Annotated in this window: 14 protein-coding genes; 8 read left to right on the plus strand and 6 right to left on the minus strand. The window is 67.5% G+C overall.

Annotation, left to right across the window (positions count from 1 at the left end):
* The first annotated feature begins 165 nt into the window (after positions 1–165).
* The 4 genes from clpC1 to ACOI2T_RS03445 all read left to right on the plus strand — a co-directional run bounded on the left by clpC1 (position 166) and on the right by ACOI2T_RS03445 (position 4456).
* Positions 166–2715 (plus strand): ATP-dependent protease ATP-binding subunit ClpC, encoded by a 2550-nt coding sequence (gene clpC1, locus ACOI2T_RS03430; RefSeq protein WP_409502650.1) that lies wholly within the window; start codon positions 166–168, stop codon positions 2713–2715.
* A gap of 184 nt (positions 2716–2899) precedes the next feature.
* Entirely contained in the window at positions 2900–3112 is a 213-nt protein-coding gene (locus tag ACOI2T_RS03435) for a CbtB domain-containing protein (RefSeq protein ID WP_067850407.1), read from the plus strand.
* A 22-nt stretch (positions 3113–3134) separates the two neighbouring features.
* Positions 3135–3911 carry a CbtA family protein gene (locus tag ACOI2T_RS03440; protein ID WP_409502651.1) on the plus strand — a complete coding sequence of 259 codons (777 nt, stop codon included), beginning with the start codon at positions 3135–3137 and terminating at the stop codon, positions 3909–3911.
* Entirely contained in the window at positions 3908–4456 is a 549-nt protein-coding gene (locus ACOI2T_RS03445) for a histidine phosphatase family protein (RefSeq protein ID WP_409502652.1), read from the plus strand. Before ACOI2T_RS03440 ends, ACOI2T_RS03445 begins: the two co-directional genes overlap by 4 nt.
* On the opposite strand, the gene ACOI2T_RS03450 is transcribed toward ACOI2T_RS03445, so the two are convergent.
* Both ACOI2T_RS03450 and mhuD read right to left on the minus strand, forming a co-directional pair.
* A complete protein-coding gene (locus ACOI2T_RS03450) occupies positions 4453–5817 on the minus strand; it encodes a serine hydrolase (protein ID WP_198538881.1) in 1365 nt (454 codons plus the stop codon). The two genes, ACOI2T_RS03445 and ACOI2T_RS03450, sit on opposite strands and share 4 nt — an antisense overlap.
* Entirely contained in the window at positions 5792–6109 is a 318-nt protein-coding gene (mhuD, locus tag ACOI2T_RS03455) for a mycobilin-forming heme oxygenase MhuD (protein WP_085143313.1), read from the minus strand. The genes ACOI2T_RS03450 and mhuD overlap by 26 nt, the downstream gene beginning before the upstream one ends.
* 39 nt (positions 6110–6148) lie before the next feature.
* Here mhuD and ACOI2T_RS03460 point away from each other — a divergent pair, with 39 nt between their 5' ends.
* Positions 6149–6910 (plus strand): alpha/beta fold hydrolase, encoded by a 762-nt coding sequence (locus tag ACOI2T_RS03460; RefSeq protein WP_409502653.1) that lies wholly within the window; start codon positions 6149–6151, stop codon positions 6908–6910.
* Here the strand turns inward: ACOI2T_RS03460 and ACOI2T_RS03465 are convergent.
* Positions 6893–7156: a hypothetical protein gene (locus ACOI2T_RS03465; RefSeq protein ID WP_067850418.1), complete on the minus strand. Its 264-nt coding sequence runs from the start codon at positions 7154–7156 to the stop codon at positions 6893–6895. The two genes, ACOI2T_RS03460 and ACOI2T_RS03465, sit on opposite strands and share 18 nt — an antisense overlap.
* 71 nt (positions 7157–7227) lie before the next feature.
* Between ACOI2T_RS03465 and ACOI2T_RS03470 the strand changes: the two genes are divergently transcribed.
* Positions 7228–8214 carry a helix-turn-helix domain-containing protein gene (locus tag ACOI2T_RS03470; RefSeq protein ID WP_409502654.1) on the plus strand — a complete coding sequence of 329 codons (987 nt, stop codon included), beginning with the start codon at positions 7228–7230 and terminating at the stop codon, positions 8212–8214.
* On the opposite strand, the gene ACOI2T_RS03475 is transcribed toward ACOI2T_RS03470, so the two are convergent.
* Positions 8215–9081 (minus strand): iron-sulfur binding domain-containing protein, encoded by an 867-nt coding sequence (locus tag ACOI2T_RS03475; RefSeq protein ID WP_409502756.1) that lies wholly within the window; start codon positions 9079–9081, stop codon positions 8215–8217.
* A 25-nt stretch (positions 9082–9106) separates the two neighbouring features.
* Here ACOI2T_RS03475 and ACOI2T_RS03480 point away from each other — a divergent pair, with 25 nt between their 5' ends.
* Together ACOI2T_RS03480 and ACOI2T_RS03485 are read left to right on the plus strand one after the other, a co-directional pair.
* Positions 9107–9727, plus strand: coding sequence for a carbonic anhydrase (locus ACOI2T_RS03480; RefSeq protein WP_067850424.1), 621 nt, complete (start codon positions 9107–9109; stop codon positions 9725–9727).
* 71 nt (positions 9728–9798) lie between these two features.
* Positions 9799–10569 carry a hypothetical protein gene (locus tag ACOI2T_RS03485; RefSeq protein WP_198538882.1) on the plus strand — a complete coding sequence of 257 codons (771 nt, stop codon included), beginning with the start codon at positions 9799–9801 and terminating at the stop codon, positions 10567–10569.
* A 6-nt stretch (positions 10570–10575) separates the two neighbouring features.
* On the opposite strand, the gene disA is transcribed toward ACOI2T_RS03485, so the two are convergent.
* The gene (gene disA / locus ACOI2T_RS03490; RefSeq protein WP_067850428.1) at positions 10576–11694 is read right to left on the minus strand and encodes a DNA integrity scanning diadenylate cyclase DisA; all 1119 of its coding nucleotides are present in this window, start codon (positions 11692–11694) and stop codon (positions 10576–10578) included.
* 21 nt (positions 11695–11715) lie between these two features.
* Positions 11716–13107, minus strand: a complete 1392-nt coding sequence (gene radA / locus ACOI2T_RS03495) for a DNA repair protein RadA (RefSeq protein ID WP_409502655.1) — start codon at positions 13105–13107, stop codon at positions 11716–11718.
* Positions 13108–13147: the final 40 nt, after the last annotated feature.

Raw genomic sequence — 13147 nt, forward strand, 5'->3', positions numbered from 1 at the left:
AATCGCCTACCGGCGACGTTGCTCATCTGCAGCACCGGGTTGTCTAGCGAGAACGGACCGCCAACCTCCGCACCCGGAGCCGCCGCCCATTAGAGTGGACGGCAGGTATTACATGCGAAGTGCCGCGTGTCAGTACCGCTACGTGATGGAAGCAGGTAACCACCGATGTTTGAGAGATTCACCGACCGTGCCCGCAGGGTCGTCGTCCTGGCTCAAGAAGAGGCCCGGATGCTCAACCACAACTACATCGGCACCGAGCACATCCTGTTGGGACTTATTCATGAGGGCGAGGGTGTAGCGGCCAAGTCGCTGGAGTCGCTCGGCATCTCGCTGGAAGGCGTGCGCAGCCAGGTCGAGGAGATCATCGGCCAGGGCCAGCAGGCGCCGTCGGGCCACATCCCGTTCACCCCCCGCGCCAAGAAGGTGCTTGAGCTCAGCCTGCGTGAGGCGTTGCAGCTCGGCCACAACTACATCGGCACCGAGCACATCCTGCTCGGCCTGATCCGTGAAGGTGAGGGCGTCGCCGCGCAGGTTCTGGTCAAGCTGGGCGCCGAGCTGACCCGCGTGCGTCAGCAGGTCATCCAGCTGCTCTCGGGCTACCAGGGCAAGGAGGCCGCTGAGGCAGGCACGGGTGGCCGCGGCGGCGAGTCGGGCAACCCCTCGACCTCGCTCGTGCTGGACCAGTTCGGCCGCAACCTGACCGCGGCCGCGATGGAAGGCAAGCTCGATCCGGTCATCGGCCGTGAGAAGGAAATCGAGCGGGTCATGCAGGTGCTCTCGCGCCGCACCAAGAACAACCCGGTCCTGATCGGCGAGCCCGGTGTCGGCAAGACCGCCGTCGTCGAGGGTCTCGCGCAGGCCATCGTCCACGGCGAGGTCCCCGAGACGCTCAAGGACAAGCAGCTCTACACCCTCGACCTGGGTTCGCTGGTCGCGGGCAGCCGCTACCGCGGTGACTTCGAGGAACGCCTCAAGAAGGTGCTCAAGGAGATCAACACCCGCGGCGACATCATCCTGTTCATCGACGAGCTCCACACGCTCGTGGGTGCCGGTGCCGCCGAGGGCGCGATCGACGCCGCGAGCATCCTGAAGCCGAAGCTGGCCCGCGGCGAGCTGCAGACCATCGGTGCCACGACGCTCGACGAGTACCGCAAGTACATCGAGAAGGACGCCGCGCTGGAGCGCCGGTTCCAGCCGGTCCAGGTCGGTGAGCCGACGGTCGAGCACACCATCGAGATCCTCAAGGGTCTGCGCGATCGCTACGAGGCGCACCACCGTGTCTCGATCACCGACTCCGCGATGGTCGCGGCCGCCACGCTGGCCGACCGGTACATCAACGACCGGTTCCTGCCGGACAAGGCCATCGACCTGATCGACGAGGCCGGCGCCCGCATGCGCATCCGCCGCATGACGGCTCCGCCAGACCTGCGCGAGTTCGACGAGAAGATCGCCGACGCGCGCCGGGAGAAGGAGTCCGCGATCGACGCGCAGGACTTCGAGAAGGCTGCGAGCCTGCGCGACCGCGAGAAGCAACTGGTCGCACAGCGCGCCGAGCGGGAGAAGCAGTGGCGTTCGGGTGATCTCGACGTCGTCGCCGAGGTCGATGACGAGCAGATCGCCGAGGTGCTGGGCAACTGGACCGGCATCCCCGTGTTCAAGCTGACCGAGGAGGAGACGACTCGACTGCTGCGCATGGAGGAGGAGCTGCACAAGCGGATCATCGGGCAAGAGGATGCGGTCCGGGCTGTTTCAAAGGCCATCCGCCGCACCCGCGCCGGCCTGAAGGACCCGAAGCGCCCGTCCGGTTCGTTCATCTTCGCCGGCCCGTCCGGTGTCGGTAAGACCGAGCTGTCCAAGGCGCTGGCCAACTTCCTGTTCGGCGAGGACGACGCGCTCATCCAGATCGACATGGGCGAGTTCCACGACCGCTTCACCGCCTCGCGGCTGTTCGGCGCCCCTCCGGGCTACGTCGGCTACGAAGAGGGCGGCCAGCTCACCGAGAAGGTGCGCCGCAAGCCGTTCAGCGTGGTGCTTTTCGACGAGATCGAGAAGGCCCACCAGGAGATCTACAACAGCCTGTTGCAGGTCCTGGAGGACGGCCGACTCACCGACGGCCAGGGCCGCACGGTCGACTTCAAGAACACCGTGTTGATCTTCACCTCCAACCTGGGCACCTCCGACATCTCCAAGGCTGTCGGGCTGGGCTTCTCCCAGGGCGGCGGGGAGAACAACTACGAGCGCATGAAGCAGAAGGTCAACGACGAGCTGAAGAAGCACTTCCGCCCGGAGTTCCTGAACCGTATCGACGACATCATCGTCTTCCACCAGCTGACGCAGGACGAGATCATCAAGATGGTCGACCTGATGATCGGCCGGGTCGGAAACCAGCTCAAGACCAAGGACATGGCCATGGAGCTGACCGACAAGGCGAAGGCGCTGCTGGCCAAGCGTGGGTTCGATCCGGTGCTGGGCGCCCGCCCGCTGCGCCGGACCATCCAGCGCGAGATCGAAGACCAGCTGTCGGAGAAGATCCTCTTCGAAGAGGTCGGACCGGGCCAGCTGGTGACGGTCGACGTCGAAGGCTGGGACGGCGAAGGCCCCGGCGAGGACGCGAAGTTCACCTTCGTCGGTGGACCCAAGCGCGCCGAGCCGGCCGAGCCGGATCTCGCGGGCGCGAGCGCGGCCGGTTCGCCGGGCGCCGCATCCAGCGAGTAGGCAGCTGATTCACGAAAGACCCCCGACTATCCGTCGGGGGTCTTTTGTGTGGCTTACGATACTGCTGTAATCGACAGGCGAAGGAATCTGGTGAAAGTCCAGAACGGTCGCGCCACTGTCACAGTCAGACCCTGTGCCTGTCACTTCTTCGGACTGGGACGCGAAATCCCAGAAAGGACTGCTGATGACTTCTCCGACACGTCGAAGCGTCGCTCCCGCACTCGACCTCTCGGCAACCAAGGCCGCACTGTGGCTGTCGCTGACCGCCTTCCTGGCATTGGTGGTGCTGTACTTCGTCGGGCTTGACCAGGGCGCCACCTCGGTGTTCGGTAACAACACCTACGTGCACGAGTTCGTGCACGATGCCCGCCACCTGCTGGGCTTCCCCTGCCACTGACGGCAGACGAGACCCCAGCACAATGGAAAAGCGCATAATCGGGCGCGGTCTTCTGGCCGGCGCCCTTGGTGGCCTGCTCGCATTCATCTTCGCCCGGATCTTCGTCGAGCCCGTGATCGATCGTGCGATCGCGTTCGAGGAGAGCGGCGGTGAGGCACACGCACACACGCACGACCACGGCGCGGCAGCGGGCGGGGCACACGAACACGGCGTCGAACTGATCTCCCGCGGGGTGCAGGCCAACATCGGGCTCGGTTTCGGCGTGATCGCGTTCGCGGTGGCCATGGGCGCGTTGTTCGCCGTCGCGTACTGCGTGGCCTATGGCCGGGTCGGAGCGATCTCACCGCGGCTGTTCTCGGTGCTGCTGGCCGGCGGGATGTTCGTGTCGCTGTACGTCGTGCCGTCGCTGAAGTATCCGGCCAACCCGCCCGCCGTCAGCCTCGACGAGACCATCCAGCAGCGCACGCTGCTGTACCTGCTGATGGTCGTGGTGTCGGCGGGTTTGTTGGTGGCCGCGGTCTATCTCGGCAGGCAGCTCGTGTCCCGGTTCGGCACGTGGAATGCGACGTTGCTGGCGGGTGGCGCCTACATCGTCGCGATGGCTGTCGTCATGTTGGTTCTGCCGACCATCGACGAGACGCCGGGGGCGTTTCCGGCTGACGATCTGTACGAGTTCCGGCTGTACTCGCTGCTGACGCAACTCGTCATGTGGGCGACGATCGGGTTGGTGTTCGCACCGCTTGCGGCCCGGCTGCTCGGTGAGGCCCCGAGCCGTCGGCAGGCGGACATCGCGGCGTGAGCGAGGTCGTCCGGCTGTCCCTGGTGGCGCACGCCATGACCGATGCCATGGCAGCCGGACGATTCCCCACCGACGAACCGTTGAACCCGGTCGGCCACCGGCAGGCCGACGCGTCGATCGATCTGGGCCGCACCGACAACGTGTTCTGCGGACCCGAGAAACGCACCAGGCAGACCGCTGAACTGCTGGGCGTGCAGGCCGAGGTCGAGCCGAAGTTGGCCGACCTCGATTGCGGGCGGTGGCGCGGTGGGGTGCTCGGCGGGGTGTTGCCGGCCGACCTCGCGATCTGGCTGACAGATCCCACCCGCGCACCGCACGGCGGTGAATCCGTCGTCGAGTTGATCGACCGGGTGCGCGGTTGGCTCGACACCCTGCCGGCGCTACGGGGCCGGATCGTCGCGGTGACTCACCCGGCTGTGATCCGCGCCGCCATCCTCGTCGCCCTCGACGCACCGCCGAAATCGTTCTGGCGCATCGACATTGCCCCGGTCAGCCGCACTGTGCTGCATTTCCGCGGCCACGCCTGGACGTTGCGCAGCGACTAACCCACCGGTGCGAGCGCGAACGCGCGCTTGGCGATCGACAGCAACCAGCCCGCCGCGGTGGGGCTGCGGAACTGCGGCCAGTTCAATTGGAAGCTCACGACCCACGGCTGCCCGGTGTGATCGACCGCGTACCAGCTGAACGTCAGATCGCCGGGCAGGTTTCCGCCCTTGGCGCCGATGTAGTGCCACTTCGCCGGGTCCAGGTCGATACCGGGCAGCGCCGACAGGATCTGCTTGACGGGCGCTGCCTCACCGACCGCCGACTTCTGCAGCGCCGCGTGCACGCGGCAGATGTCGGCTGCGCTGCCGAACCACTCCAGGCCATCGTTGGAGGCCGGGGTATGGGTGCGGTTCGGATCCGGTTGATAGGGGCGGGAATTGGTCTGCTTGAACAGCCGTACCCGGTCTTCCGGCGAGGCGTTCTTCCACTGCTCGCGCAGGTTCGGCTCACCCCAGCCGACCGAGAACACCTCGTGCATCGTGGGGAACGGCGTCATGCTGGCCGGGTCGTGATGGCCCGCGGTGACCAGGGCGCGTTCCACCGCGCCGGTGCCCATCCGCGCGATCAGCAGGTCGGTGGCCATGTTGTCGCTGGCCGAGATCATCTGCTGGGCCGCGGTGCGGACCGTGATCTGGGCGCCGGGCGGCAGCTTGTCCAGCCCCGCCGAGCCGAGCGCCTTGCCGTCCTTGGTGATGGTCAGCTTGTCGTCCCAGCTCAGCGTATTCGCCTTGATCGCATCCGAAACCGCAAGCAGTACATAGAGTTTGAAGATCGACGCCAACGGCAGCGACAGATCGGTGTTGGTACCCGCGACCGTCTCGCACTTGCCGTCGGTCACCTTCGACACCTGATACGAGTACTTGGCGCCGGTCTTGGCGATCTCCTCGTCGATATCGGACCACTTGTCGATGGTCGGATGCACGGTGTTGACCTCGAAGCGGTCCACCATGCCGAGATCGTCGGTGCGCAGCTCGATGTCCTGGGCGACGTTGTACGACGTGAGTACGTGCAGCGTGGCCTGGCCGGCGCCGATGTCGACCGACGTCACCCGGAACGGGCGGTCCCACCAGATGGAATCCATCTTCGTGCCGACCTCGTCGACCGCCTCCGGGGCAGCCAGGGTGCGGACCCCGATCGGCCCGATGGGCCAGTCGGAGTTGAGCATGTCCATGGTCTGCTTTGCCCGCAGGCCCGGAGGGGTCTTGGTGTCGATGTGGGCGCCGTAAGACACCTCGGCCGCTGGGGCCACGCTGTGTGAACAGCCGCAAGCCAGGGTTGCGGCGACCGCGACGATAGTCGCCAGACCGGCCGCGCGGCGCAACGCCCGGCCCCGGCTACGCCTGGGCGCCGGGCCCCGCAACGTCCAACACAACCTCGAACTCCAGCAGTGACGCTCCCGTTGCCACGGGATTTGCCTGTTGACCCTTGTGCGCCTCGATCGCGGGACCGGAAGCCCAGGCCTGGAATGCTTCCTCGGACTCCCACTGCGTCACGACGAAGTAGCGGTCTTCGCCCTTGACCGGACGCAGCAGCTGAAAGCCCAGAAAGCCCGGCTGATTGTCGACGGCGTGTGCACGGTGCGCGAACCGCTTCTCCAGTTCGGGGCCTGCGTTGGGCGGGACCTCGATGGCGTTGATCTTCACGACGGGCATGCCGTTCAGGCTACCGTGACTCGTCGGCAAGATAACGGCATGGTCACAGATCTCCTCACCCACCGCGGTGGTCACGGCGCCCCCATCGTCCTGGTGCACGGACTGATGGGGCGTGGCAGCACGTGGTCGCGTCAGTTGCCGTGGCTGACCGCGCTGGGGGAGGTCTACACCTACGACGCGCCGTGGCATCGCGGTCGTGAGGTCCCGGACCCGTACCCGATCAGCACCGAGCGATTCGTGGCGGACCTCGGCGACGCGGTCGCCACGCTGGCGCGCCCGGCCGCCCTGGTCGGCCATTCGATGGGCGCACTGCACTCGTGGTGTCTCGCGGCGTCGCGGCCGGATCTGGTCACCGCGGTGGTGGTCGAGGACATGGCACCGGACTTCCGGGGCCGCACCACCGGGCCGTGGGAGCCCTGGGTGCATGCGTTGCCGGTCGAATTCCGTTCCGCGCAAGAGGTTTACGACGAGTTCGGTCCGGTGGCCGGCCAGTATTTCCTGGAGGCGTTCGACCGGACCGACACGGGCTGGCGGCTGCACGGCCATCCGCAGTGGTGGCTCGACATCGCCGCCGAGTGGGGCAGGCGCGACTACTGGGAGCAGTGGCGTTCGGTGAAGGTGCCGACCCTGCTCCTGGAGGCGGGCAACTCGGTGGCGCCGGCCGGCCAGATGCGTGAGATGGACGAAACCGGCCACCGGACAACGTATTTGCACGTCGCCGGGGCCGGCCACCTGATCCACGACGAGCAGCCGCAGATCTACCGCGACGCCGTCACGGCCTTCCTAGCGGCGCTCACCTAGGACGCCGGCCGACGGCCAGACCGGATCGTGCTCGAAGCGTGTGCGGATCGCATCGAGGTCGTGTTCGACGCGATACGCCTCATAGTCCGGCGGGTCGTTCTCGAACAGCCGGCCCACCATCGGCGCGGACATCCGGAACTGGTCGAGCCGTAACCGCAGGGCGCCGTTACGGTGCGCCGCCCAGCTCAGCGCTGCGGCGACCGCAAACGGCGAAATCAGGATCAACAGGGCGAGTGCAACAGTCATGGCAGTAATTTTTGTAGCACCTATATCCCGCCAACAGTGGCAGCGCTGACACCTTGCGATAAAATGCTGCCATGCTTAAAAGCGTATCGACGCTAGCGCTCGATGGGCTAGCGATTTTTGAGTTCGGGGTGATCTGCGAGGTCTTCGGAATCGACCGATCCGCTGACGGCGTGCCCAACTTCGACTTCAAGGTCTGCGGTCCGGAGCCGGGTAAGCCGCTGCGGACGTCGGTCGGCGCGACCCTCACGCCCGACCATGGTCTCGACGACCTGGTCGGCGCCGATCTCGTGGCGATTCCGGCGATCGGCGGGTCGGACTACCTGCCCGAGGCGCTGGACGCGGTGCGGGCCGCCGCCGATTCCGGCTCGATCATCCTCACCGTCTGCTCGGGTGCGTTCCTGGCCGGTGCGGCGGGACTGCTCGACGGTAGGCCGTGCACCACGCACTGGATGCACGCCGACGAACTGGCCAGGCTGTATCCGACGGCCAGGGTCGACCGCAACGTGCTCTACGTCGATGACGGCAATCTCATCACCAGCGCGGGCACCGCCGCAGGCATCGACGCGTGCCTGCATCTCGTCCGCCGGGAACTGGGCAGCGAGGTCACCAACAAGATCGCCCGCCGGATGGTGGTGCCGCCGCAGCGTGACGGCGGCCAACGGCAGTTCATCGACCAGCCGATCCCGGTCCGATGTTCGGAACGCTTTGCCCCGCATCTTGATTGGATCATCGCCAACCTCGACAAGCCGCACACCGTTTCGACGCTGGCCAAGCGGGCGGCCATGTCGACGCGGACCTTCGCGCGCCGGTTCGTCGAGGAGACCGGCACGACGCCGATGCAGTGGATCACCGACCAACGGGTGCTCTACGCCCGTCGGCTCCTTGAGGAAACCGACCTGGACATCGACTGGATCGCCGGTCAGGCCGGATTCGGCACCGCCACGCTGTTGCGCCATCACTTCCGGCGCGTGATCGGCGTGACGCCGTCGGACTATCGCCGCCGGTTCGCTTGTGCGACGGACGAATCCGAGGTCGAACCGGCCGAGGCCACCGCCTGATCAGTCACCTTCGCCCGCGAGCGCGAAGCGGCCGTCGGCGGTCTGCTCCACCAGGCCGTCGACGAGCAGTGAGTCCAGCGCGCGGTCGCGTTGTGCCGGATCGGTCAGCCAGGCCACGTCGAGCTGGGCGCGGGTGACCGGAGAGCTGTTGTCGCGCAACACGTCCAGCAGCTTGCCGCGCACCTGGCGATCGGTACCCGCATACCGCTGCACACGGCGGACGACGGTGCCTGCCGGGTAACCGGACGAACGCCACTGGCACCGGCTCAACGGGCACAGCCCGCAGCGCGGCGCCCGTGCGGTGCACACGGTCGCGCCCAGCTCCATCAGCGCCGCCGAGAACGTCGGCGCGGTCGCGTCGGCGGGCAGAAGTGCGGCGACGTCGTCGAGATCACGCACGCTCGCAGCGGAGTCCGCCCGGCCGTGCACCGCCCGGGCCACCACCCGGCGCACGTTGGTGTCGACGACGGGGACGCTCGCGCCGTAGGCGAAGCAGGCCACCGCGCGTGCCGTGTAGGCGCCGATGCCCGGCAGCGTCAGCAACGTTTCGACGTCCGAAGGCACGACGTCGCCGTGTTCGGCGGAGATCACCACGGCGCATTCGTGCAACCGTTTGGCGCGACGCGGATAGCCGAGTTTGCCCCAGGCGCGCAGCACCTCGGCCGAACCCGCGGCAGCGGTCGCCGAGGGCGTCGGCCACCGGTCGATCCAGGCCAGCCAGATCGGCTCGACGCGGGCGACCGGGGTCTGTTGCAGCATGAATTCGCTCACAAGAATCTGCCAGGCCGAGACGCCGGGCCTGCGCCACGGCAGGTCACGCTGGGCGTGGGCATACCAGCGCACGAGTTCACCGGAGTCGATGCTCATCGGCGCCTCAGGCAGAATGTCAGGCATGCCCAACTCGAATCCGGTATCCGCGTGGAAGGCACTCAAGGACGGTAACGCCCGCTTCGTGGCAGGCGAACCGCAGCATCCCAGCCAGGACATCGCGCGTCGGGCCAGCCTGACGCACGCACAGAAGCCCACCGCTGTGGTGTTCGGCTGCGGCGACAGCCGAGTGGCCGCCGAGATTCTCTTCGACCAGGGCCTTGGCGACATGTTCGTGGTGCGCACCGCGGGCCACGTGATCGACAACGCGGTGCTGGGCTCGATCGAATACGCGGTGTCGATCCTCGAAGTGCCGCTGATCGTCGTGCTGGGCCACGACAGCTGCGGCGCGGTCAAGGCCGCCATCAACGCACTCGACGACGGCCAGGTGCCCGGCGGCTATGTCCGCGACATCGTTGAGCGCGTGACTCCGTCGATCCTGATGGGCCGGCACGCCGGTATCAGCCGCGTCGACGAATTCGAGGCCTGGCACGTCAAGGAGACGGTCTCGCAGCTCCAGATGCGCTCGGCCGCGATCGCCCAGGGCCTCGCCGCGGGCACTCAGGCCATCGTCGGCGCGACCTACCATCTCGCCGACGGCCGGGTCGAGTTGCGCAGCCATCTGGGCGATATCGGCGAGGCCTGACGCAAAGCTCACCGCCGACACGCCGGGGCGCCTGGGCCGAGTAGGGATGACCTGGGCTTACCGTGAAAGTCGTGTTGGATCTCGAACCTCAGGGCCCCCTGCCCCCGGAGATTTACCGGCGGCGCAGGGCGCTGGCTATCGGACTAGCGGTAGTCGTCATCGGGGTCATCGCCGCAATCGTCGCGGTGATCGTCACCAGCAGCTCGGGCGCCGAGACCAAATCTGCCGACCAGCCGACCGCGACGGCCGCCCCGCCGACTCCGCTGCCCGGTGAGAACCCCGAAGTCAAGACCCCGGTGGTGCCGCCCGCGCAGCAGGCGCCGCCGCCCACGCCCACTCCGACCGCCGCGGTGACGCCGCCGCCGGTGCTCAAAGAGGGCGACGACTGCCCCGATTCGACGCTGGCGGTCAAGGGCATCACCAGCCAGCCCGAGTACGTGGTCGGTGATCAGCCGAAGTTCACAATGGTGGTCACCAACATCGGCCTGGTCGCGTGCCAGCGCGACGTCGGCGCCGCGGTGCTCGCCGCCTACGTCTACTCGCTGGACAACACACGGCTCTGGTCGAACCTGGACTGCGCGCCGTCCAACGAAACCCTGGTGAAGACCTTCAACCCCGGCGAGCAGGTCACGACGGAGGTGACCTGGACCGGGATGGGTTCGGCGCCGCAGTGCCCGCTCCCGCGACAGGCGATCGGACCGGGCACCTACAACCTGATCGTGCAACTCGGAAACCTGAGATCGGCGTCGGTGCCGTTCATATTGGCGCAGCCGAATCCGCAGCAGCCCGCGCCGCCGCCGGCTGACGCGCCTGCCGTGGAAGCGCCCGTCCCCGGTAACTGAGCAGGCTCAGGCCAACCGGTCGGCGATCGTCGACTCGGCCAGCAGCGACAGCCCTTCTCGGATATGGCGGGCCCACATGGACCCGATGCCTTCGACCGACTGCAGATCGTCGGCGCTGGCCGCCAGCAGACCCTGCAGCGATCCGAACGAGCGCACCAGCAGGTCGACGTGCGCGAACTGCAGCCGCGATATGCCCGCCATCGCGCGGTAGCCGCGCGAGCTCATCGCCGAATCCTGCGCCTCGGCCGTCGACGGGTATCCGAAAACCCTTGCGAGCGTGGTGAAGTCGAGTAGTTCGTTGTCGGTGAGCGCGTCCAGCTCGTCGAGGGTGGCGCTCACCTGGGCCGCGGTCGGTGGATCCGGATTCGCGTGATAGTCGCGGACGATGAGCTCACGTGCGGTGTCGTTGTCGCCGACCAGCTCATCGAGTTGAAGCTTGAGCTGGCGGCCGTCGGTGCCGAGCTCGACCACGTCGGCGTCGATCTCGAGGCTGATTCGCCGCACCATCTCCAGCCGCTGCACCACCGTCATGACGTCGCGCAGCGTCACGAAGTCCTCGATCTCGGCGGTCGAGAGCTGCCGGCTCACCTCGTCGAGGCGGCCCTTGTAGCGTTCCAGGGTCGCGATGGTCTGGTTGGCCCGCGACAGGATGGTCGCCGAATCGGGCACCACGTGGCGTTCGCCCGCCACGTACACCGTCACGATGCTCATCGAGTGGCTCACCGAGATCACCGGATAGCCGGTCTGGATGGCCGTGCGCTCGGCCGAGCGGTGCCGGGTGCCGGACTCGTCGGTCGGGATCGACGGATCGGGCACGAGCTGGACGTTGGCCCGCACGATGCGGCTGCCGTCACTGGACAGTACGACTGCGCCGTCCATCTTCGACAGCTCACGCAGCCGGGTAGGGGCGTAGCGCACGTCGAGGACGAAGCCGCCGTCGCAGATGGCCTCGACACTGTCGTCATAGCCCAGCACGATCAGCGCGCCCGTCTTACCGCGCAGGATGCGTTCCAGCCCATCGCGCAGCGGCGTGCCAGGGGCGAGCCGGCCGAGCGTTTCGCGCAACGTCGGCCGGGCCAGGTGCACGACGTTGCGCCCGGTTCTGCCGCCGGACTTCACGGCCATCAGCCCTCCTATTGTCGGCCGCTATTTGGCGCCATCCTCTCCGATGTCCTTGAGCGCCCGCAACGCCGCCCTGATGTTGTCGACCGTGATGGCCCGCAGCCCCTTGGGTACGGAGTTAATTCCGGGCGGCACCACGGCGACGTTGAAGCCCAGCCGGGCGGCCTCGGTGAGCCTGCGTTCCATGCCGGTGACGCGGCGCAGATCGCCTGCCAGCCCCACCTCGCCGATCGCCACCGCGTTCATCGGAAGGGCGATGCCGAGGTAGGCCGACCCGATGGCCAAGGCCACCGCCAGATCCGCCGACGCATCGGTGAGCCGCATACCGCCGACGGTGGACAGGTAGAGGTCGTTGCCGCCGATCGGCAAACCACACCGGGTTTGCAACACCGCGCCGATCATCGCCGCGCGCGCCGAGTCGATACCGCTGACCGCGCGGCGCGGCGGGCCGGCCGGCGCCGCCACAAGCGCCTGCACCTCGCCGATCATGGGGCGCTTGCCGTCCAGTGTCACGGTCACCGCCGTTCCGGGGACGGGCGCGGTCCGCTGGTCCAAGAACAGTCCCGACGGATCGCTGACGCACTCGATCCCGTTGTCGTGCAACTGAAAACACCCGACCTCGTCGGCCGCGCCGAAGCGGTTCTTGACCCCGCGCACCATTCGCAAGCTCGACGTGTGGTCGCCCTCGAAGTGCAGCACGACGTCGACCAGATGCTCAAGCGACCGGGGACCGGCTATCGCGCCGTCCTTGGTGACATGGCCGACCAGGATCATGGCCACCGCCGGATCTCCGGTGGCCATCTTGGCGTAGGCCGTGAGCGCCGTCGTCACCGCACGCACCTGCGTGACCCCGCCCGTCACCCCGTCGGCCTCGGTGGTGGACATGGTCTGCACCGAGTCGACCACCACCAGACTGGGCCGGACCTCGTCGATGTGGCCGAGCGCGATCTGCAGGTCGGATTCGCCGGCCAGATAAACGTTGTCGTGGGTGCAGCGGGTGCGCTCGGCGCGCAGCCGGATCTGGCCCGCCGACTCCTCGCCGGACAGGTAGAGCGCGCGCCTGCCGGTGTGCGCCCAACGGTTGGCGACCTCGAGCAGCAGCGTGGATTTACCGACCCCCGGATCGCCAGCCAACAGCGTGACCGAGCCCGCGACGAGCCCGCCGCCGAGTACACGGTCGAGTTCGCTGACACCGGTGGAGTAGTGCCGCGTGACGCCGGGATCGATGGACGTGATCGGGACGGCGGGAGAGTTCGGGGCGACCGACCGCCGGACTGAACCGCCGACCGAGGACAGCACGGCTGCCTCGTCTACGGTTCCCCAGGTGCCGCAGTTGGAGCAGCGGCCAACCCACTTGGGCGTGACGTGCTGACACTCCGAGCAGCGGTACTGCGAACGTACTTTCGAACCGGCCACGCAGTGACAGTATCGGCTGGCACCGACACTTCCGGTCAGG

It is taken from the genome of Mycolicibacterium wolinskyi str. Jessa 2025, assembly GCF_049241375.1.
Taxonomy (GTDB): Bacteria; Actinomycetota; Actinomycetes; order Mycobacteriales; family Mycobacteriaceae; genus Mycobacterium; species Mycobacterium wolinskyi.

Excerpts from the sequence above, each read along its gene's own strand:
- clpC1 (WP_409502650.1), top strand. The coding sequence starts at position 166 with ATGTTTGAGAGATTCACCGACCGTGCCCGCAGGGTCGTCGTCCTGGCT.
- ACOI2T_RS03435 (WP_067850407.1), top strand. The coding sequence starts at position 2,900 with ATGACTTCTCCGACACGTCGAAGCGTCGCTCCCGCACTCGACCTCTCG.
- ACOI2T_RS03440 (WP_409502651.1), top strand. The coding sequence starts at position 3,135 with ATGGAAAAGCGCATAATCGGGCGCGGTCTTCTGGCCGGCGCCCTTGGT.
- mhuD (WP_085143313.1), bottom strand. The coding sequence starts at position 6,109 with ATGCCCGTCGTGAAGATCAACGCCATCGAGGTCCCGCCCAACGCAGGC.
- ACOI2T_RS03460 (WP_409502653.1), top strand. The coding sequence starts at position 6,149 with ATGGTCACAGATCTCCTCACCCACCGCGGTGGTCACGGCGCCCCCATC.
- ACOI2T_RS03465 (WP_067850418.1), bottom strand. The coding sequence starts at position 7,156 with ATGACTGTTGCACTCGCCCTGTTGATCCTGATTTCGCCGTTTGCGGTC.
- ACOI2T_RS03470 (WP_409502654.1), top strand. The coding sequence starts at position 7,228 with ATGCTTAAAAGCGTATCGACGCTAGCGCTCGATGGGCTAGCGATTTTT.
- ACOI2T_RS03475 (WP_409502756.1), bottom strand. The coding sequence starts at position 9,081 with ATGAGCATCGACTCCGGTGAACTCGTGCGCTGGTATGCCCACGCCCAG.
- ACOI2T_RS03480 (WP_067850424.1), top strand. The coding sequence starts at position 9,107 with ATGCCCAACTCGAATCCGGTATCCGCGTGGAAGGCACTCAAGGACGGT.
- disA (WP_067850428.1), bottom strand. The coding sequence starts at position 11,694 with ATGGCCGTGAAGTCCGGCGGCAGAACCGGGCGCAACGTCGTGCACCTG.